The sequence below is a fragment of the Caulobacter sp. NIBR2454 genome (assembly GCF_027474405.1).
Taxonomy (GTDB): Bacteria; Pseudomonadota; Alphaproteobacteria; order Caulobacterales; family Caulobacteraceae; genus Caulobacter.
Genome location: NZ_CP114871.1, coordinates 2,258,917 through 2,278,986, shown reverse-complemented (window position 1 = coordinate 2,278,986; position 20,070 = coordinate 2,258,917). Strand labels below are relative to the sequence as shown.

Here is a 20,070-nt window from a genome sequence, read left to right as displayed (position 1 = left end):
GATGAACCTGCGCGATTTCGGCCTGCTGCTGGCGGTCTGCCTGATCTGGGCGACCAACAACATCATCAGCAAGATCGTGGTCGCGCACTGGGGCGTGCCGCCGATGTTCTACGCGGCGGTGCGGTTCGCCATCGTTGCGCTGGCGACCCTGCCGTGGCTTTTGCCCGCTCCGAAGCCCGTGTGGCGGATCGTGACCATCGGCCTGCTGATGGGGGCGGGCGGGTTCGCCCTGCTGTTCATCGGCTTCAAGACGGCGTCGCCCTCGGCCGCGGCGATCGTCGTACAGGTGGGCGTGCCGCTGACCACGCTCCTGTCGGTCATCATGCTGGGCGAGAAGATCCGCTGGCGGCGGGGGCTGGGGATCACCCTGACCTTCCTGGGCGCGGTCACGGTCATGTGGAGCCCCCAAGGGCTGGAGTTGTCGCCCGGCCTGATGTTCGTGGCCGCCTCGGCCCTGGCGGGGTCATTCGGCGCGGTGATGATGAAGCAGATGGAGGGGGTCAAACCCCTGCGTTTCCAGGCGTGGGTCGGGGCGTCGTCGTTCCTGCCGCTGGCGGCGGCCTCTGCGGCGCTGGAGAGCAACCAGTGGGAGGCGGCGATGACGGTGGGTTGGCCGTTCTGGGCGGCGGTGGTGTTCAGCGCCCTGGTCGTCTCGGTGGTGGCCCACACGGTCTATTACTTCCTGATCGGGCGGTACGAGGCGAACCTGATCTCGCCGCTCACCCTGATGACGCCGCTTGCCACCATCGGGCTTGGCGTGCTCATCACCCATGACCACTTCGACCTGCGCATGGGGATCGGGGCGGCCCTGGCCCTGGTCGGCGTGCTGATCGTGGCCCTGAGGCGCAACCACGTCATGCCGCTGCTGCTGCTTGTCCGGAACCGAGTCTGATGTCGCTGGAATTCATCGAGGCCCCGTCGCCCAATTTCGACGCGCGGCAGTCTCCGCCGGACATGATCGTCATGCACTACACCGGCATGAAGACCGGCGAGGCGGCGCTGGAGCAGCTGCGCACGCCCGAGAAGAAGGTGTCGTCGCACTACATGGTGGAGGAGGATGGCCGCATCTTCCGCCTGGTGCCCGAAGAGCGCCGGGCCTGGCACGCTGGCCGCTCGTTCTGGAAGGGCGAGACCAGCCTGAACCACGTCTCGATCGGCATCGAGATCGTCAATCCGGGCCACGAGTTCGGCTACCGGCCGTTCCCCAAGGCGCAGATCGACGCGGTGATCGCCCTGACCACCGACATCCGCACCCGCTGGGAGGTGCCCAACAGCCGGATCATTGGCCATTCGGACATCGCGCCGGACCGCAAGGTCGACCCGGGCGAGCTGTTCCCATGGAAGGCCTTGGCGGAAGCCGGCCACGGCCTGTGGGTCGAGCCGCCGGCCTCGCCGGGCGCGCCGCTGGCCGAAGGGGATGAGGGGGCGGGGGTGTTCGCCCTGCAGGCGGGTCTGACGCGCCTGGGTTACGACTGCGCGCCGTCGGGCAAGTATGACGCCCATACCAAGCTGATCGTGGCCACGTTCCAACGGCACTGGCTGCAGAGCCGTTTCGACGGCATCGCTGACGGCGAGACCCGCGCGCGGCTGGTGCATCTGCTCCGCGCGTCTTGACCGCGGGGGCCTGAGCCCTCACAGAGGCCGCAGGATCAGACGGCCGGGCGGTCGCGGCGCCTTCGGGCGTCGAGGAAAGTCCGGGCTCCACGGTGACAAGGCGGCGGGTAACGCCCGCCGGGCGCGAGCCTAGGGATAGCGCCACAGAAAGCAAACCGCCTGCGGCCTCGGCCGTCGGTAAGGGTGAAAGGGTGGGGTAAGAGCCCACCGCGGACGCAGTAATGCGGACGGCACGGCAAGCCCCGCCTGGAGCAAGACCAAATAGGAACGTCGCGCCCATCTCGCATGGGCAGGGCCGTCGCCGGCCTGGGGCGTTCGGGTAGGTCGCGAGAACCGTCCAGCGATGGGCGGTCCAGAGGAATGATCGTCGCGCCCCGCAAGGGGTGGCACAGAACCCGGCTTATAGGCCGTCTGATCCTGCTTTCCTCATTGCGCGCCGCAAACAAGCCTCGTCACGCTCAGGAGCAAGCGCGTCTCGAAGCACGCATTGGTCCCCATTGGGATGCGCTGCCTCCTTTCACCGAACGCTGGCGCCGGATTCACCATTATACTTGGTTGTTCCATGTATGTTCTGTGGACGGTTTACTTGCGTTAACCATAATCGCGTGAACTGGCGTTGTTTTCGCAAAGAATCGGCATCCAGTGTCATTGTATCCCAATCCATCCCATGTTAACCCAAATGGACCGGTCGTTAAGGTTGACGGCGGGTCTGTGTGGGCGGACTTGGGCAGGGCTGGACGAGGGTGTTTCTCTCGACATTCGACAAGCAGGTGGACGCGAAGCGGCGCATCGTTGTGCCGCAGGAGTTCCGCGCGGCTGTGTCGGGTCCGTTCGACGGCGTGTTCTGCTTTCCCTCGATCGAGGCCGATTGCCTGGAGGCGGGCGGCAAGGCGCTGTTCGACCGCTACAACGGCGTGATCGAGGAGATGCCATTCGGCGATCCCGTCCGCACCGCGCTGGAGACCAGCGTCCTGGGCGGCATGGCGCGCCTGTCCTTCGACACCGCCGGCCGCATCACCCTGCCTGACAGCCTGTGCGAGATGTTCGGCCTGACCGACTGGGTGTCGGTGGTAGGGCTGGGCGATCGGTTTCAGATCTGGTCGCGCGACGCCTTCGTCGCTCACCGGGCCCAGCAACGCGAAGCCGCCCGCGAAGGGCTGGCCGCCTTGAGGGCCCAGCAGCGCGTGGCGCGGCTGGGGGGCGCGGCATGAGCGAAGCGCCCCACATCTCGGTCCTGCTGGACGAAGTGCTCGGGGCGCTGGACGCCAAGCCGGGCGAGACGATCCTGGACGGCACCTTCGGGGCGGGCGGCTACAGCCGAGCGATCCTGGAGAGCGGCGCGAACGTGGTCGGCTTCGACCGCGATCCGACCGTCCTGCGTTTCGCCGAGCCGCTGGCCGCGCAGAACAATCGCTTTCGCCTGATCCAGGACCGCTTCTCGCAGATGGGCGAGCATTTCGAGCCGGGGTCAGTGGACGGCGTGGTGCTCGACATTGGCGTGTCGTCCATGCAGCTGGACGAGGCCGAGCGCGGCTTTTCCTTCATGCGCGACGGTCCGCTGGACATGCGCATGGCCGCCGATGGCCCGACCGCCGCCGATCTGGTCAACGAGCTGGAGAAGGAAGAGCTGGCGCGGATTTTCTACGTCTATGGCGAGGAGCGTGAGAGCCGCCGGGTGGCGTCGTTCATCATTCGCCGTCGCGAGGAAAAGCCGTTCACGCGCACCCTGGATCTGGCCGAGGTGGTCGAGCGCGCCCTGGGCGGGCGTCGCGGCGCCAAGGCGCATCCGGCGACCAAGACCTTCCAGGCCCTGCGCATCGCGGTGAACGAGGAGCTGTCGGAGCTGGAGAACGGCCTGGAAGCCGCCGAGAAGATATTGAAGCCGGGCGGTCGCCTGGCGGTGGTGACCTTCCACTCGCTGGAAGACCGCATCGTCAAAAACTTCTTCACCGAGCGCGCCGGGCGCACGCCGGGCGGGTCGCGTCACGCGCCGCCGACCCAGCGCGGGCCGGAGCCGACCTTCGAGCTGATCGGCAAGGCGACCGCGCCGGGCGAGGCGGAGCTGGCGGTCAATCCGCGCGCACGTTCGGCCAAGCTGCGCGCCGGCCTGCGCACGACCGCACCGACCTGGGCCGAGGGGAGGGGGGCATGAGCTCGATCTTCTCGCGCCGGTATCGCGGCTTTCGCGTCATCGAGATTTTCGCCCTGACCCTGCTGCTGTTGCTGGTGCTTGGCGTGTACCTGGCCAAGACGGTGGCCGGCGGCGAGCGGGCCGAGATCGCGCGCCTGGATCGCGCCATCGCCGACGAGCGGGTGCGGTCGCGCCTGCTGAAGGCCGAGGTCGCCTATCTGGAGCAGCCGCGCCGTCTGGAGCGGCTGGCCACAAACTATCTGGGTCTGGCGCCGATCAAGGCCGAACAAGAGATCGAATCCGATAGACTGGCCGAGATCGCAGCGCGCCTGTCGCAGCCGCGTCCCGCCCCGGCGCCGGCAGCGCCGGAGAACAATGCTGCGGCGGCTTCGGACCAACCCGTGCCGGAGACGCCTGGGGAGAACTTGCAATGAGCCTGGCGGACCTTTCGCCTCGCTTGCCTGCATGGCGCTGGCTCATCGAGCGCGTCTGGAGCCTGGAGCATGCCTTCGAGCGGTCGAAGGCCGCTGGCCGCGCGCAGGACGACACCCGCCTGCGCATCTTTTTCATCCTAGCGATCTTCGGGACCGTTTTCCTGGGACTGGCGGTCGGCGCCGGACGTTCGGCCGTGTTCTCCGACGCCGGGCGAGGGGGCGACTACGCGCCCCTGATCGGCGCCGCGCGCGCCGACCTGACGGACCGCAATGGCGAGCTGCTGGCCGCGGACCTTACGCACTACGGCCTCTATATCGACCCGTCGGACGTGTGGGATGCGCGCGAGACCCGCAACATCCTGCGCCGCGCCGTGCCCAGCCTGGACGTCAAGCGCCTGAACAAGGCGCTGGAAGGCAATCGCCGCATCTTTGTCCATGGCGGCCTGACGCCGGAGGAGCGCACGGCGATCCACGAACTGGGCCTGCCGGGCATCAGCTTCGAGGAGGAGGGGCGCCGCGTCTATCCGCTGGGCGGTACGGCGGCGCACGTGATCGGCTTCTCCGACAAGGGCGGGGCTGGCCTGGCCGGGGCCGAGCGCGCCCTGGACACCGAGCTGCGCCAAGTGGCGGCGCGGGGCGGCGGTTCGCTGCCGCTGTCCATCGACCTGCGCGTGCAGGCGGCGCTCGACGACGAGCTGAACAAGGCCGCCATGCATTTCACGCCCAAGGGTGCGGTGGGCATCGTCACCAACGTCCACACGGGCGAAATCCTGGGCCTGTCGAGCTGGCCGACCTTTGATCCCAACAAGCCCAGCGCGTCTGACGACAGCGCGCGCCTGAACCGGGCGGCGGCGGCGGTGTACGAGATGGGTTCGACCTTCAAGGCGTTCACGGTCGCCATCGGCCTGGACACCGGGGTCGCCACGCCCAGCACGACCTTCGACGCGACCCAGCCATACAAGCTGGGTTACCGCACGATCCACGACTATCACGCGGCGCGGAAGATCCTGACCCTGGTCGAGGTGTTCCAGCATTCGTCCAACATCGGTACCGCCAAGCTGGGCGTCGCCATCGGCCCGCGTCGGCTGGAGCAGTATTTCACCAAGCTGGGCCTGACCAAGCCGGCCAGCGTCGAGCTGCGCGAGTCCGCGCGCCCGCTGACCCCCAAGAAGTGGGACGAGGACACGGTAGCCTCGACCTCGTTCGGCCACGGCATGAACATCAGCCCGCTGGCTCTGTCCGAGGCCATGGGCGCGCTGCTGAACGGCGGGGTTCGCGTGCCGCTGACCATCCGCAAGCAGGACCCGAACTATCGCCCCAAGGGAACCCGCGTGATCTCCGAGCAGAGCTCGCTGGAGATGCTGCAGATCATGCGCGCCAACGTGTCCGATCCGGTGGGCAGCGGCGGCAAGGCCAATGCGCCGGGCCTGTCGGTAGGCGGCAAGACCGGCACCGGCGAGAAGTATGATCCGGCCATCAGGCGCTATAACCCCCAGCGTCAGGTCTCGTCCTTCGCCGCCGTCTTCCCGACCGAGGGGCCGGTTGAGGCTGATCGCTATTTCGTCCTGATCCTGATGGATGAGCCGCACGGCACCAAGGAGAGCTACGGCTATTCCACGGGCGGCTGGGTCGGCGCGCCGGCCGCCGGCAAGGTGATTGACCGCATCGCGCCGTTCCTGGGCGTGCAGCGCAAGTTCGACGTTCCGTACTCTGTCGCGTCGAATGGCGCGTTCGCCGCTGCTGGAGGCGGCCGATGACCATGCCCCTGTCCGATCTGGTCCAGCGCGACCTGCCCGTCGATCCCGTCATCACCGGGGTCACCGCCGACAGCCGCAAGGTCAAGGCCGGAACCCTGTTCGTGGCCCTGCCGGGCTCGAAGGTGGACGGGCGCAGCTTCATCCCCGCCGCGCTCGACGCCGGGGCCGCCGCGATCCTTGCCCCCTCGGACGTGACCGGCCTGCCGGTGCCGGTGGTGCATGCGCAGGACCCGCGGCGGGCCTACGCCCTTGCGGCCGCCAGCTTCTGGGGCGCTCAGCCCAAGACCTGCGTGGCGGTGACGGGAACCAACGGCAAGACGTCGGTCGCCGTGTTCTGCCGCCAGATCTTCGCCGAGCTGGGCCACAAGGCCGCCAGCATGGGCACCTTGGGCGTCACTGTGTCGGAGAAGGGCAAGCCGGACGTGCAGCTGACGCCGCCGGGCCTGACAACGCCCGACGCCGCCGACGTGTCCGAAATGCTGGCCAAGCTGGCCGCTGACGGCGTGACACACATGGCGCTGGAGGCGTCGTCGCACGGTGTGGATCAGCGGCGGCTGGACGGCGTGCGATTGACCGCCGGGGGCTTCACCAACTTCACCCAGGACCACCTGGATTATCACGGCACCATGGGCGTCTATCGCGCGGCCAAGCTGCGCCTGTTCGACACCCTGCTGCCGCGCTGGTCGACGGCGGTGCTGAACGCCGACTCCGACGCCTATCCGGCCTTCGCCGCGGCGGCGATCGGGGCTGGCCTGACTCTGTCGTCGGTGGGCGAGAAGGGGCGGGGCCTGCGTCTGGTCTGCCGGGAACTGCTGCCGGAAGGCCAGCGCCTGGTGATCGCCCATGACGGCGTCGAGCATGTGGTGAACCTGCCGCTGGCGGGCGCCTTCCAGGCCGACAACGTGCTGGTGGCCGCGGGCCTGTGCATCGCGGCGGGCGAGGAGCCTGCGGCCGTGCTTAAGGCGCTGGAGCATCTGCAAGGCGCGGCGGGCCGTCTGCAACGGGTCGGGACCGGCCCGAAGGGCGGCGAGGCCTATGTGGATTACGCCCACACGCCGGACGGCCTGGAGACGGTGCTGAAGGCGCTGCGTCCCCATACGCGTGGCAAGCTGATCGCCGTGTTCGGCGCTGGCGGGGACCGTGACCGGTCCAAGCGGCCGCAGATGGGCCAGATCGCCGCTCGCCTGGCGGACGTGGCCATTGTCACTGACGACAATCCGCGCTCGGAAGAGCCGGCCGTCATCCGCGCCGAGATTATGGCCGCGGCGCGTGGCGCTCGCGAGATCGGCGACCGCCGCGAGGCCATCCGCGCCGCCGCCGCCATGCTGGAGGACGGCGACGTCCTGGTGGTGGCCGGCAAGGGCCACGAGCAGGGTCAGATCATCGCCGGGGTCACCCATCCCTTCGACGACGTGGCCGAGACCGCGAGCGCGCTGGGGCTGAGCGATGGCTGAATTCCTGTGGACCGCCGCGGAGATCGCGGCCGCCACCGGCGGCGTGCTGAATGGCGCGCCCTTTGAAGTTTCCGGCGTCTCCATCGACACGCGTTCCATCGAGCCCGGCGACCTGTTCGTGGCCCTGGCCGGCGTGCGCGACGCGCATGATTTCGTGCCGGGGGCTCTGGCCTCCGGGGCTGCGGGGTCGCTGACCATGCGGCTGGTGGAGGGTTCGTGCGTTGTCGTAGGTGATACCCTCAAGGCCTTGGAATCGCTGGGTGAAGCGGCGCGATATCGTGCGCCCGCCAAGCGCGGGGCGGTGACGGGATCGGTCGGCAAGACCAGCGTGACCCGCGCGGTGGAGGCGGGTCTTCGCCTAGCGGGGCGCGGCCATGCGTCGGTCAAATCCTACAACAACCACATCGGGGTTCCTCTGACCCTGGCGCGGATGCCGCGCGACACCGAGCGCGCGGTGTTCGAGGTCGGCATGAACCACGCCGACGAGATCACGCCGCTGTCGCTGATGGTGCGTCCGCATGCGGTGGCCATCACCACGGTGGGGCCGGTGCATACCGAGAACTTCCCCGACGGGGAGGAGGGCGTCGCCAAGGCCAAGGCCGAGATCTTCGCCGGGCTGGAGCCGGGCGGGATCGCCGTTCTCAACGCCGACAACAGGTGGTTCGACCTGCTGAAGGCCGAGGCCGAGAAAGTGGGCGCGACCGTTTGGAGCTTTGGCTCGGGCGAGGGCTGCACGGCCCGCCTGACGGGGTTCGACAGTCACGCTGACGGCGCGACGGTGCATGCGGTCATCCGGGGTGAGGCGCTGAGCTTTCCGATCCTGCAGGCGGGCCAGCACTGGGGCCTCAACAGCCTGTGCGTGCTGCTGATGCTGGAGGCGCTGGACGTGCCGCGCGCGACCGCGCTGGAAGCCCTGGCGAAGTTCGCGCCTATCGAGGGGCGAGGGGCCGAGAAGACGGTCGCTGTTGAGGGCGGCGCCTTCACCCTGGTGGACGAGAGCTACAACGCCAATCCGATCTCCATGGCGGCTGCGCTGAAGAACCTGGGCGCGCGCAAGGTTTCGGGGCGACGCATCGTCGCGCTGACCGACATGCTGGAGCTTGGCCCCCAGGCGGCGGAACACCACGCGGCCCTGGCGTCGCTGGCCGAGGACGCGAAGATCGACCTGGTCTTCTGCGCCGGGCCGCTGATGAAATCCCTGTGGGAGGCGCTTCCCCCGACTCGCCGGGGCGGGTACGCCGAGACTGCGGTAGCGTTAACGCCGCTCGTCACATCGGCCGTGCGGGGCGGCGACGTGGTGATGGTCAAGGGTTCAAACGGTTCGAAAGCCGGGACGGTGGCAGCCGCCCTGGCTTCGCTCGGTTCGGATGTCGGTTCGGGTGGGGACGACTGATGCTGTATCTGCTCTATGAGCGTCTGAGCGATCTGCGCGAGCACATCCCGCTGCTCAACCTGCTGAAATACCTGACCTTCCGCACCGTGATGGCGGTGATGACCGCCCAACTGGTCGTCATCCTGATGGGCTCGCGGTTCATCCGCTGGATGCGCGCCAAGCAGGGCCGCGGCCAGCCGATCCGCGCCGAGGGCATCCAGCGCCACGTGGTCGAGAAGGCTGGCACGCCTACCATGGGCGGACTGATGATCCTGGCCGGGGTGTTCGTGGGCACCCTGCTGTGGGCGGATCTGTCCAACATCCACGTTTGGGTCGTGCTGTTCGTGACCGGGGCCTATGGCCTGCTGGGCTTCATGGACGACTACGCCAAGGTCACCAAGCAAACGACCGCTGGCCTTTCCAGCAAGCAGAAGCTGGCCGCGCAGGTTCTTGTGGCGGTGATCGCCTCTGTCCTGCTGATCCTGTTTTCGCCCAAATCGCCGACGACGCCGGGGCTGGAGACCAGCCTGGTCTTCCCGATCTTCAAGCAGTTCATCTTCAATCTGGGCTGGTTCTATGTGGTCTTCGCCGCCGTGGTGCTGGTGGGGGCGTCGAACGCCGTGAACCTGACGGATGGGCTGGATGGCCTAGCCACGGTGCCGGTGATGATCGCGGCTTCCACCTTCGGTCTGATCGCCTATCTGGTCGGCAACTATGTGTTCGCCAACTATCTACAGCTTCACTTCGCGCCGGGTGTGGGTGAGCTGGCGGTGTTCTGCGGGGCGATCATCGGGGCCGGGATGGGCTTCCTTTGGTACAACGCGCCACCGGCCAAGATCTTCATGGGCGACACGGGGTCGCTGGCCCTGGGCGGGGCGCTCGGCGCCGTTGCAGTCAGTTCCAAGCACGAGATCGTCCTGGCGATCGTCGGCGGCCTGTTCGTGGCCGAGGCGCTGTCGGTGATGATCCAGGTCGCTTACTTCAAGAAGACCGGAAAGCGCATCTTCCTGATGGCGCCGATCCACCACCATTTCGAAAAGCTGGGCTGGGCCGAGTCCACGGTGGTGATCCGGTTCTGGATCGTCTCGCTGATGCTGGCCCTGATCGGCCTCGCCACCCTGAAGCTGCGCTAGGGGAGGGCTGGTCCAGGTCATGATCCCGGTTCGCGGTTTCGAGGGCAAGACAGTCGCCGTGTTCGGCCTTGGCCGGACTGGTCTGACGGCCGCGCGCGCCCTTTTGGCGGGCAAGGCCAAGGTCGTGGCCTGGGACGAGAAGGCCGCGGGCCGAGACGCCGCCGAGGCCGAGGGCCTGACGGTCAAGGACCTGTGGGCCGCCGACTGGTCCGGCATCTCCGCGTTGCTGCTGTCGCCGGGCGTGCCCCTGACGCATCCCAAACCGCACTGGGTGGTTGAGAAGGCGCGCGCCGCCGGGGTCGAGATCCTGGGCGACATCGAACTCTTCGCCCGCTCGGTGAACGCCGCCCCGTCACACAAGCGACCCAAGGTGGCGGCCATCACTGGCACCAACGGCAAGTCCACGACCACGGCGCTGCTGGGCCACATCTGCCGCAGCGCGGGGCGGGACACCCGTATCGGCGGCAACATCGGCTATGGTGTTCTGGGCCTTGAGGACATGCACGGCGGGGCCGTCTATGTGCTGGAGACCTCGTCCTATCAGCTTGACCTGACCAGCAGCCTGAAGGCCGATGCGGCGGTCATCCTCAACATCTCGCCCGACCATCTGGACCGCCATGGCGGCATGGAGGGCTATGTGGCCGCCAAGCGCCGCATCCTGCTGAACCAGGACAAGGGCGACACGGCGATCATCGGAGTTGACGATCCCTGGTGCCAGCAGATCTGCACCGAGATCACCGCCGCCAACCGCCGCACCATCTGGCCGATCAGCTCGGGTCGCGCCATGGGCCGCGGCGTCTATGCGCTGCAAGGGGTGCTGTACGACGCCACGGGCGACCGGGTGACGGAGGTCGCCGATCTGCTGCGGGCCCGCAGCCTGCCGGGGCGGCACAACTGGCAGAATGCGGCCGCCGCCTACGCCGCCGCCCGCGCGCTGGGCATTTCCATGGCCGACGCCGCCGAGGGTCTGCGCACCTTCCCCGGGCTCGCGCACCGGATGGAGACCGTGGCGACCATCGGCAATGTCCGCTTCGTCAACGACTCCAAGGCGACTAACGCCGACGCGGCGCGCCAAGCCATGTCGTCCTATCCGCGCTTCTACTGGATCGCCGGGGGCGTTCCGAAAGCGGGGGGCATCGACAGCCTGACCGACCTGTTTCCGCGCATCGCCAAGGCCTACCTGATCGGCGACGCCGCTCCGGCGTTCGGCGCGGCGCTGAAGGATCGTGCGCCGTCCAAGGAATGCGGGACGCTGGAGGCCGCCGTCATGGCCGCCTATGCCGACGCCAAGTCGTCGGGCGAGGACGCGGTGGTGCTGCTGTCGCCCGCCTGTGCGTCCTTTGACCAATTCGCCGATTTCGAAGCCCGGGGCGACGCGTTCCGGTCCGCGGTGCTGAGCTTGTCCAAGACCCCCAAGGGGGCGACGGCGTGAGCAGCGAGCGCAACAACGCCCACGCCTTCGCCCGCACCGACCAGTCGCGCTTTGGCGTGTGGTGGTGGACGACCGATCACTGGCTGCTGGGCGGGGTCGCGGCCCTGATCGTTGTCGGGGTGCTGCTGTCCTTCGCCTCCAGCCCGGCGGCGGCGCTGCGCATGGGTATCGACGACCCGTTCCATTTCGCCCTGCGTCAGTGCGTGTTCGCCGGCGCGGCGGCCTTCATTCTTATCGCGTCTTCCATGCTGACGCCCCGGGGCGTGCGGCGGACGGCGTTCTTCGTCTACATCGTCGCCATCCTGATCATGGCTGCCCTGCCGTTCATCGGCCATACGGCCAAGGGCGCGGCGCGCTGGGTGGCCATCGGCGGCTTCACCTTGCAGCCTTCGGAATTCATGAAGCCGGCCTTGATCGTGCTGGTCTCCTGGATGTTCTCCGAGGGTCAGAAGGGCGAAGGGGTGCCGGGGGTGTCCATCGCCTTCGGCCTGTACGCGCTGGCGGTCGGTCTGCTGCTGATCCAGCCGGATGTCGGCCAGACCGTGCTGATCACCGTCGCGTTCGGCGCCGCGTTCTGGATGGCCGGTGTGCCGTTGTCGTGGATCATGGGCCTGGGCGTTCTGGCCATGAGCGGGTTGGCCAGCACCTATTTCCTGTTCGATCACGTGAGGGCGCGCGTCACCAAGTTCCTGAGTCCCGAACAGGCCGACACCCACCAGATAACCCGCGCCTCCGAGGCGATCAGCGCCGGCGGCCTGTTCGGCCGGGGTCCGGGCGAGGGCGTGATGAAGCGTCACGTGCCCGACCTGCATACCGACTTCATCTATTCGGTGGCGGCGGAGGAATATGGCCTGGTCTTCTCGCTGGCGCTGATCGGCCTGTTCGCCTTCGTCGTGGTGCGCGGGATGTACAAGGCCATGAAGCTTTCCGACCCGTTCGAGCAGGTGGCCGCGGCTGGTCTTTTCGTGCTGCTGGGCCAGCAGGCGATCATCAATGTCGCCGTGAACTTGAACCTGATCCCGACCAAGGGCATGACCTTGCCGTTCATCTCCTATGGCGGCTCGTCCATGCTCGCCATGGGCCTGACCCTGGGCATGGCGCTGGCGCTGACCCGCCGTCGCCCCGGGGCCTATTCGTCGTCGGACACGCTGGCCCGCGCCGGCGCGTTCGCGTGAACCTGAGGGGTATGTGCTCATGACCGGCAAGGTCGCCGTCGTCGCCGCCGGGGGAACTGGCGGGCACATGTTCCCCGCCCAGGCGCTCGCCGAGACCCTGATCGCGCGCGGCTGGCGAGTGGTGCTGGCGACCGACGAGCGCGGCGAGCTGTACGCCGACAAGTTTCCCGCTGAAGAGAAGCTGTTCCTGTCGGCCGCGACCTTCAAGAAGGGCGACCCGATCGGCATGATCCGCGCCGGCCTCGCGATCCTGCAAGGCGTGATGCAGGCGCGAAAGGCGTTCAAGCGTCTGAACCCGGCCGTGGTCGTGGGGTTCGGAGGCTATCCCTCCCTGCCGGCGCTGCTGGCCGCGACGGGGCAGAAGCGCCCGACCGTGATCCACGAACAGAACGCGGTGCTGGGCCGAGTCAATCGCTTCATGGCCCCCAAGGTCACGGAGCTGGCCTGCGCCTTCCCGACGCTCGAAATGGCTTCGCCCGCCGCCAAGGCGAGAGCGCACGTGATCGGAAGCCCGGTGCGTCCGGCGATCCAGGCCCTCCACGACCAGCCTTATGAAGCGCCGGGCGACGAAGGGCCGATCCACCTGCTGATCACGGGCGGCAGCCAGGGCGCGCGCCTGCTGTCGGAACTGGTGCCCGAGGCGGTGATCCGCCTGCCCGAGGACATCCGCATGCGGCTGGAGATCCAGCAGCAGACCCGGGCGGAATCCATGGACAACGCCCGCCGGCTCTACGCCAACGCCCTGGTGAAGGCCGAGATCGCGCCGTTCTTCCGCGATATGGCCGGCCGTCTGGGCAAGGCGCATCTGGTGGTCGGGCGGGCCGGCGCCTCGACGGTATGCGAACTGGCGGTGGCCGGACGGCCCTCGATCCTGGTGCCGCTGAAGATCGCCGCGGATGATCACCAGCGTTACAACGCCCGCCTGCTGGAAGACGCCGGCGCCGCGGCCGTGGCGCTGGAGGACGAGCTGACCACCGACAGCATGGCCGGGGCGCTGAACGCGCTGTTGCGGGATGGTCCGCGACTAGCCCGCATGGCGGCTTCGGCCCACGCGGCGGGCACGCCGGACGCCGCCGAGAAGCTGGCCGATCTGGTCGAGGCGACCGCCCGCTAGTTAGGTTCTAGGCCCGTCTCGATCAGGGGGCGGCCGATCTTGACCGCCTGCTCGATGCTTTCCGCCACAGTCACGGCTGGGAAGGGCGTATGGCCGTCGCAGACCAGCCGCGCCGCCGCTTCCTCCATGCCGCCGGCCGGAATGGTTTCGGCCTTCGCCTCGCCGCCGCTGAGCGGGCCTTCGCGGCTGTTGGCGCGGATGCTGGCGTAGCCGCCGCGAACCAGGGTCCGGGCGTCGCAATCGATGCTGAACACCTGCCAGCCGCCCCAGTAGGCTTCGCCCGCGGCGATGAAGTCGGTCTCGACCACCTGCAGCACGCGCAGCCTGGCCGTTCGGCCTGTCCAGGCGATAGCGCCCTCGTCCACGAACGCGGCGTAGCGGCCCACATCGACCAGTTTGAGCGCAAGCTTGGCCGGGGCTTGGGCCTGCGCCGGGGCGGCGATCAACAGAAACCCCGTCACGAGGGCATTTCCGGCCCGTCGCAAATCATTTAATCGGGCTGGCATGATCAAGCGTAGACGTCCTGTCCCCTTCGAACTCGGCCCCGTGCATTTCATCGGCATCGGCGGCATCGGCATGAGCGGCATCGCCGAGATCATGCTGCGTATCGGCTATACGGTTCAGGGTTCGGACGCGAAAGCCAGCGCCAATACCGAACGCCTGGCCAAGCTGGGCGCCAAGATCTTCATTGGCCACGACGCGGCCCATGTGGAGGGGGCGTCGGCCATCGTCTATTCCACGGCGGTCAAGCAAGACAATCCGGAGATGGTGGCGGGCCGCAACGCGCGCCTGCCGCTGGTGCGGCGAGCCGAGATGCTGGCGGAACTGATGCGCCTGCAGTTCTCGGTCGGCGTGGCCGGGACCCACGGCAAGACCACCACGACCTCCATGGTCGCCGCCCTGCTGGACGCGGGCGGGCTGGACCCGACGGTGGTCAATGGCGGGATCATCAACGCCTACGGCACCAACGCCAAGGTGGGCGAGGGCGACTGGATCGTGGTCGAGGCCGACGAGAGCGACGGCAGCTTCCTGCGCCTGAAGTCGACGGTCGGCATCATCACCAACATCGACGCCGAGCATCTGGATCACTGGGGCGACTTCGAAGCCGTGAAGAAAGGCTTCCAGGACTTCGTCGAGAACATTCCGTTCTATGGCTTCTGCGCGGTCTGCACCGACCACCCCGAAGTTCAGGCCCTGACCTCGCGCATCGAGAACCGCCGACTGGTCACCTACGGGACCAATCCGCAGGCGGAAGTGCGCGTGCAGAACATCACCATGGGGCCCGACGGCGCAGGGTTCGATGTGATCGTCTCGCCCCTGAACGGCGAGGAAGTCCGCTATGAGGGCCTGCGCCTGCCCATGGCCGGGCTGCACAACGTCCTGAACGCCACCGCCGCCATCGCCGTGGCGCGGGAGTTGGGTATCGACGCGGAGTCGATCCGCAAGGGGCTCGCCGCCTTCGGCGGGGTGAAGCGCCGCTTCACCACCGTGGGCGTGGCCAACGGCATCCGGGTCATCGACGACTACGGCCACCACCCGGTGGAGATCGCCAATGTCCTCAAAGCCGCCCGCGCGGTGACCGAGGGGCGGGTGATCGCCGTGGTGCAGCCGCACCGCTATACCCGCCTGCGCGACCTGATGGCGGAGTTCAGCTCCTGCTTCAACGACGCCGACGTGGTGATCGTGGCCGACGTCTATACGGCCGGCGAGGCGCCCATCGAGGGCGTCGACCGCGACGGCCTGGTCGAGGGCCTGCGCCGCTTCGGCCATCGCCGGGCGATCCCGCTGGAGAGCCCCGCGGCCCTGGCCGGCATCGTGGCGGAGGAAGCCAAGGCCGGCGATCTGGTGGTCCTGCTGGGCGCGGGCGACATCACCAGCTGGGCCTACGCGTTGCCTGCTCAGCTTGAGGCGCTGGCAAAGTGAGCTGGCGCGACGCTCTCCCGGCCGTGCGCGGCAAGCTGCTGCGTGACGAAGCCCTGGCGCCGTTCACCTGGTTTCGGGTCGGCGGGCCGGCGGAGCTGATCTTCCTGCCCGAGGACGAGGACGATTTGGCTGACTTCCTGCGCGGTCTGGATCCGGCCGTGCCGGTGACGCCGATCGGCGTCGGGTCCAACACTCTGGTCCGCGATGGCGGGGTGGAGGGCGTGGTGATCCGCTTGGGCGGGCGGGCGTTCGCCAAGGTCGAGCCGCGGGGCGAGAACCGCATCTTCGCCGGAGCCGCCGTGCCCGACGCCATCCTGGCGCGCGAGGCGGCCAAGGCCGGTATCGCGGGTCTGGAATTCTATCGCGGGGTGCCCGGCTCGATCGGTGGGGCGCTGATGATGAACGCGGGCTGTTATGGCTCCGAGACCAAGGACGTGCTGGTCGAGGCCTATGCGGTCACCCGTTCGGGCGAAGGCGTGACCCTGTCCAACGCCGACCTTGGCTACACCTATCGCAAGTCCGCTCGCGCGGCGGCCGGCGATCTGATCTTCACCGGCGCCCTGTTCGAGGGTGCCGCCGACGAGCCCGCCGCCATCCAGGCGCGGATGGAGGAGATCACGGCGCGTCGTGAGACCACCCAGCCGATCCGGGAGAAGACGGGGGGCTCGACCTTCAAGAACCCGCCGGGGCATTCATCCTGGAAGCTGGTCGATGAGGCGGGCTGGCGCGGCAAGCTGTTCGGCGGGGCGATGTTCTCGCCGCTGCATTCCAACTTCCTGATCAATACGGGGGAGGCGACCGCCGCCGACCTGGAAGGACTTGGCGAGGCCGTCCGCGCGGACGTGAAGGCCAAGACCGGCGTGGAGCTGGAATGGGAGATCAAGCGGATCGGCAAGGCCTGACAGCCGCTGATGGTTTACGGCGTCGGCGATTTGTATAGCTTCGCCCCTTCCTTCTGTTGGGGCTGAGTCCATGATCCGCAAACTGCTTCTCGCCGCCGCCTCTACGGCGCTCCTCGCCACCGCCGCGCATGCGCAAGACGCCGCCACGGCCGAAGCCCTGCGCGACAAGGCGCTGAAGAGCGACCTGGCCTGGGAGATCACCGAGGAGCTGACCGACATGGGGCCGCGCCTGGTCGGCTCGCCCGCCATGGAGCGCGCCAAGGATTGGGGCGTGGCCAAGCTGAAGGCCATGGGCTTCACCAATGTGGTCGCCGAAGAGTTCGCCAAGCCGTCCTGGACGCGTGGCGAAGAGTGGGCCGAGATAACGGCGCCCTATCCGCAGAAGCTGTCGATCATCGGCCTGGGCCGCACCATCTCGACCCCCGCCGCCGGGATCGAGGCGGAGGTCGTGCTGTTCAAGACCTATGGCGAACTGCTGGCCGCGCCGGTCGGGTCGCTGAAGGGGAAGATCGCCTTCGTGAACGAGCCGATGACCCGCGCCCAGGACGGCGCCGGCTATGGTCCCGCGGGCGCGCCGCGTCGCGGCGGTCCGGCGGAAGCCGCCAAGCGCGGAGCGGTGGCCCTGCTGATCCGTTCGGTCTCCACCTCCACCTCGACCGTGCCGCATACGGGCAGCACGGCGCATGGAACCGACGCGCCGAACGTCCCCGCCGCCGCCCTCGGCGTGCCGGAGGCAGACCTGCTGCAGCGCCTGGCGCTGAAGGGGCCGGTGAAGGTCAAGCTGAAGCTGGCTAACAGCACGGACCCCAAGGATGTCGCCTGGAACATCGCCGGTGAAATCCGCGGCTCGGAAAAGCCGGATGAGATCATCGTCATCGGCGGTCACATCGACAGTTGGGATGTCGGCACGGGCGCCCTGGACGACGCCACGGGCGTGGCCATCACCACCGCCGCGGCCAAGCTGATCGCCGAGCTGCCCAAGCGGCCCAAGCGCACCATCCGCGTCGTCATGTGGGGTTCGGAGGAAAGCGGCGGCTCCTCCGACGCCTACCTGGCCGCGCACAAGGACGAGCTGTCGAAGATCGTCCTGGCGGGCGAGAGCGACACGGGCGCCGACCGCATCTACGCCCTGGCTCTGCCGAAGGGCTCGGCGGAGCATCCGGTCATGAAGGAAGCTTCGCGGATCATGACCTCCTTGAAGATCTACACCGACCGCGCGCCTTCAGCCGGTGGCGGGGCCGACATCGCCGGGATCGAACGGGCGGGGGTGCCGGTGATCAATCTGCATCAAGACGCCAGCCGTTATTTCGACTTCCACCACACGGCGGACGACACCTTGGACAAGGTGGATCCCGCGCAGCTGGCGCAGAACGTCGCCGCCTGGGCGAGCTTCATCTATCTGGTGGCGGACAGCGACATCGACTTCCGGACCCTGAAGGCCGAAGCGAAGTAGCTAGATACGGACGTTGACGAGAGAACCGGGGGCGGTCTGGGCGGGAGCCTGGGCCGCCTTCGGCATTTGAGCGCCTGAAAGAGCGCCGCCGAACTGGACGGCCGGCGTGCTGGAAGCAGTCGCGCCGCCGTTGACGGACTGCATCACGGCCATGGTCCGGGCTTCGGGACGGGGCGCGCGCACGGGCTCGATGGGCCGGATTTCCCGGAACCCGCCGTAGTACTGGATACCGCCAACGATGCGATTCACCGCGTCCATGCGACCACAAATAAGCGCGATGGGCTTAACAGGGGGTTGAGAGTCGTCCAGAACCGCCGGGCAATCACGAAGGCTTACCCATGACCCTCCCGCTCTCCGGAAAACACGTCGCCGTCCTGCTGGGCGGGCCCTCCTCGGAGCGAGAAGTCAGCCTGGTTTCGGGGCGTGAATGCGCCGACGCGCTGGAGCGTCTGGGCGCCAAGGTGAGCCGCGTGGACGCTGGGCGCGACCTGGCCGCCGTTCTGGAGCGCCTGAAGCCGGACGTGGTGTTCAACGCCCTGCACGGCGAGTGGGGCGAAGATGGCTGCGTCCAGGGCATCCTGGAGACCTTTGGCTGCGCCTATACCCACTCGGGCGTGCTGGCCTCGGCCCTGGCGATGGACAAGGCCAAGGCCAAGGCCGTGCTGGCGGCGGCGGGCGTGGTGGTGCCAGGCGGCGGCCTGTTCAACCGCTTCGAGGCGGCGCGCGACCACGTCATGGCGCCGCCCTATGTGGTCAAGCCGAACGCCGAGGGATCGTCCGTCGGCGTTTTCCTGGTTTTCGAGGGCGCAAACAGCCCGCCCCAGGCCCTGGCCGAGCCGAGCTGGACCTATGGCGAGGAAGTGATGGTCGAGCCCTATATCGCCGGCAAGGAGCTGGCGGTCGCGGTGATGGGCGAGAAGGACGGGCCGCGCGCGTTGGCCGTGACGGACATCGTCTCCAGCACCGGCTTCTACGATTACGACGCCAAATATTCCGAGGGCGGGTCGGTTCACGTCCTGCCGGCGCCGATCTCGGAAGACGCACGCGACCGCGCCATGCGGATGGCCGAGCTCGCTCACGTCGCTCTTGGTTGCCGAGGGGTTACCAGAAGCGACTTTCGTTATGACGACATTAACGATCTTCTGGTCCTTTTGGAGGTCAACACCCAGCCCGGCATGACACCGACCTCGCTTGTTCCAGAGCAGGCGGCTCATGAAGGAATCGGGTTCGACCAGTTAGTGCTTTGGATCACGGAGGACGCGTATGCCCGCGCAGCGGGGGGCTCGGCAGAATGACGCCAAGCCTCGGGTCAAAAAGCCCGCAAGTCCGGTAAACACGCGCGCGGCGAAAAAGCCTGCGCCGGGAGTCGCTCCCGCACGTCCGTCGCTCTCCCCCAAGATCCTGCTGGCCGCCGGCGGCGCCGTTCTGGCGCTCGGCGTCGTGGTCATGCTGGCCACCGGCGATCGCGCGCAGCGCATCTCTGAAGGCGTGGCTACGGGCGTCGATCAACGTTTCGCCGCCATGGGCTTCCGCCTCAAGGCCGTCCATGTGCAGGGCACCTCGGCGATGGCGTCGCCCGACATCCTGCGGGCCTCGGGTCTCTACAGGGATCAGCCGCTGCTGGGCCTGGACCTGGATCAGGTTCGCCAGCGCGTGCAGTCGGTGGGCTGGGTCAAGGAAGTGAAGGTCGTTCGCCTTCTGCCCGACACCCTGGTCCTGGCCGTCAAGGAACGCCGCCCGACCGCCGTCTGGCAGCACGCCGGCCGCACCGTCGTGATCGACGGGGAGGGCGGAGTGATCACCGAGGCTGATCCCGGCCGCTTCCCGCAGCTTCCGCTGATCGTGGGCGCGGGGGCCGACATCGCCGCCCCGGCCATCCTGCCGGCGGTGGCGCAGCGCCAGCGCCTTACCGATCGCCTGGAGGCGATGGTGCGGGTGGATCAGCGTCGTTGGGACCTGCGCCTGAAGGACGGCTCGCTCGTCCAGCTTCCGGCGATCGACGAGGAAGCCGCCCTCATCCAGCTCGATCAGCTGGATCAGCGGCAGAGAATTTTGGACCTCGGGTTCGCGCGCATCGATCTGCGTGATCCCGAAATGATTGCGGTGCGCCCGAAGGATGCACCTGCCGTCGGCCAGTTGGTGGCCGGTGGCGCGTAAAAGGCAGAAAGCTGGGCTG

The 20,070-nt window shown here is 68.1% G+C and carries 19 protein-coding genes and 1 other RNA gene; 18 read left to right on the top strand and 2 right to left on the bottom strand.

Annotation, left to right across the window (positions count from 1 at the left end):
* Position 1 precedes the first annotated feature (1 nt).
* The 13 genes from O5K31_RS11175 to murG all read left to right on the top strand — a co-directional run bounded on the left by O5K31_RS11175 (position 2) and on the right by murG (position 13,616).
* Positions 2–892 carry a DMT family transporter gene (locus tag O5K31_RS11175; RefSeq protein WP_269713674.1) on the top strand — a complete coding sequence of 297 codons (891 nt, stop codon included), beginning with the start codon at positions 2–4 and terminating at the stop codon, positions 890–892.
* Entirely contained in the window at positions 892–1,614 is a 723-nt protein-coding gene (locus O5K31_RS11170; RefSeq protein WP_269713673.1) for a peptidoglycan recognition protein family protein, read from the top strand. The genes O5K31_RS11175 and O5K31_RS11170 overlap by 1 nt, the downstream gene beginning before the upstream one ends.
* A gap of 35 nt (positions 1,615–1,649) precedes the next feature.
* An RNA gene (rnpB, locus tag O5K31_RS11165) (RNase P RNA component class A) lies at positions 1,650–2,033 on the top strand.
* A 324-nt stretch (positions 2,034–2,357) separates the two neighbouring features.
* Positions 2,358–2,825: a division/cell wall cluster transcriptional repressor MraZ gene (locus tag O5K31_RS11160; RefSeq protein WP_269713672.1), complete on the top strand. Its 468-nt coding sequence runs from the start codon at positions 2,358–2,360 to the stop codon at positions 2,823–2,825.
* Positions 2,822–3,766, top strand: a complete 945-nt coding sequence (rsmH, locus tag O5K31_RS11155) for a 16S rRNA (cytosine(1402)-N(4))-methyltransferase RsmH (protein ID WP_269713671.1) — start codon at positions 2,822–2,824, stop codon at positions 3,764–3,766. Before O5K31_RS11160 ends, rsmH begins: the two co-directional genes overlap by 4 nt.
* Positions 3,763–4,179: a cell division protein FtsL gene (gene ftsL / locus O5K31_RS11150; protein ID WP_269713670.1), complete on the top strand. Its 417-nt coding sequence runs from the start codon at positions 3,763–3,765 to the stop codon at positions 4,177–4,179. Before rsmH ends, ftsL begins: the two co-directional genes overlap by 4 nt.
* Entirely contained in the window at positions 4,176–5,936 is a 1,761-nt protein-coding gene (locus O5K31_RS11145; RefSeq protein ID WP_269713669.1) for a peptidoglycan D,D-transpeptidase FtsI family protein, read from the top strand. Before ftsL ends, O5K31_RS11145 begins: the two co-directional genes overlap by 4 nt.
* Positions 5,933–7,390, top strand: a complete 1,458-nt coding sequence (locus tag O5K31_RS11140) for a UDP-N-acetylmuramoyl-L-alanyl-D-glutamate--2,6-diaminopimelate ligase (protein ID WP_269713668.1) — start codon at positions 5,933–5,935, stop codon at positions 7,388–7,390. Before O5K31_RS11145 ends, O5K31_RS11140 begins: the two co-directional genes overlap by 4 nt.
* Entirely contained in the window at positions 7,383–8,783 is a 1,401-nt protein-coding gene (locus tag O5K31_RS11135) for a UDP-N-acetylmuramoyl-tripeptide--D-alanyl-D-alanine ligase (protein WP_269713667.1), read from the top strand. The genes O5K31_RS11140 and O5K31_RS11135 overlap by 8 nt, the downstream gene beginning before the upstream one ends.
* Entirely contained in the window at positions 8,783–9,895 is a 1,113-nt protein-coding gene (gene mraY, locus O5K31_RS11130) for a phospho-N-acetylmuramoyl-pentapeptide-transferase (RefSeq protein ID WP_269713666.1), read from the top strand. Before O5K31_RS11135 ends, mraY begins: the two co-directional genes overlap by 1 nt.
* A gap of 19 nt (positions 9,896–9,914) precedes the next feature.
* The gene (gene murD, locus O5K31_RS11125) at positions 9,915–11,327 is read left to right on the top strand and encodes a UDP-N-acetylmuramoyl-L-alanine--D-glutamate ligase (RefSeq protein ID WP_269713665.1); all 1,413 of its coding nucleotides are present in this window, start codon (positions 9,915–9,917) and stop codon (positions 11,325–11,327) included.
* Positions 11,324–12,502, top strand: coding sequence for a putative lipid II flippase FtsW (gene ftsW / locus O5K31_RS11120; protein ID WP_269713664.1), 1,179 nt, complete (start codon positions 11,324–11,326; stop codon positions 12,500–12,502). Before murD ends, ftsW begins: the two co-directional genes overlap by 4 nt.
* Positions 12,503–12,521: 19 nt before the next feature.
* Entirely contained in the window at positions 12,522–13,616 is a 1,095-nt protein-coding gene (gene murG / locus O5K31_RS11115) for an undecaprenyldiphospho-muramoylpentapeptide beta-N-acetylglucosaminyltransferase (protein WP_269713663.1), read from the top strand.
* Here the strand turns inward: murG and O5K31_RS11110 are convergent.
* Positions 13,613–14,062, bottom strand: coding sequence for a hypothetical protein (locus O5K31_RS11110; RefSeq protein ID WP_269713662.1), 450 nt, complete (start codon positions 14,060–14,062; stop codon positions 13,613–13,615). The genes murG and O5K31_RS11110 overlap by 4 nt on opposite strands.
* Positions 14,063–14,120: 58 nt before the next feature.
* Here O5K31_RS11110 and murC point away from each other — a divergent pair, with 58 nt between their 5' ends.
* The 3 genes from murC (at position 14,121) to O5K31_RS11095 (ending at position 17,894) form a co-directional block, all read left to right on the top strand.
* On the top strand, positions 14,121–15,539 hold the full coding sequence (gene murC, locus O5K31_RS11105; RefSeq protein WP_269713661.1) for a UDP-N-acetylmuramate--L-alanine ligase: 1,419 nt from the start codon (positions 14,121–14,123) through the stop codon (positions 15,537–15,539).
* Positions 15,536–16,441 carry a UDP-N-acetylmuramate dehydrogenase gene (murB, locus tag O5K31_RS11100; protein ID WP_269713660.1) on the top strand — a complete coding sequence of 302 codons (906 nt, stop codon included), beginning with the start codon at positions 15,536–15,538 and terminating at the stop codon, positions 16,439–16,441. The genes murC and murB overlap by 4 nt, the downstream gene beginning before the upstream one ends.
* Before the next feature lie 70 nt (positions 16,442–16,511).
* Positions 16,512–17,894: a M20/M25/M40 family metallo-hydrolase gene (locus tag O5K31_RS11095; protein ID WP_269713659.1), complete on the top strand. Its 1,383-nt coding sequence runs from the start codon at positions 16,512–16,514 to the stop codon at positions 17,892–17,894.
* Here O5K31_RS11095 and O5K31_RS11090 read toward each other — a convergent pair whose 3' ends face one another.
* Positions 17,895–18,143 (bottom strand): hypothetical protein, encoded by a 249-nt coding sequence (locus O5K31_RS11090; protein ID WP_269713658.1) that lies wholly within the window; start codon positions 18,141–18,143, stop codon positions 17,895–17,897.
* Between the two features lie 89 nt (positions 18,144–18,232).
* Here O5K31_RS11090 and O5K31_RS11085 point away from each other — a divergent pair, with 89 nt between their 5' ends.
* Both O5K31_RS11085 and O5K31_RS11080 read left to right on the top strand, forming a co-directional pair.
* The gene (locus O5K31_RS11085; protein WP_269713657.1) at positions 18,233–19,189 is read left to right on the top strand and encodes a D-alanine--D-alanine ligase; all 957 of its coding nucleotides are present in this window, start codon (positions 18,233–18,235) and stop codon (positions 19,187–19,189) included.
* Complete coding sequence (locus tag O5K31_RS11080; RefSeq protein WP_269713656.1) at positions 19,158–20,051, top strand: cell division protein FtsQ/DivIB; 894 nt, start codon at positions 19,158–19,160, stop codon at positions 20,049–20,051. The genes O5K31_RS11085 and O5K31_RS11080 overlap by 32 nt, the downstream gene beginning before the upstream one ends.
* Positions 20,052–20,070: the final 19 nt, after the last annotated feature.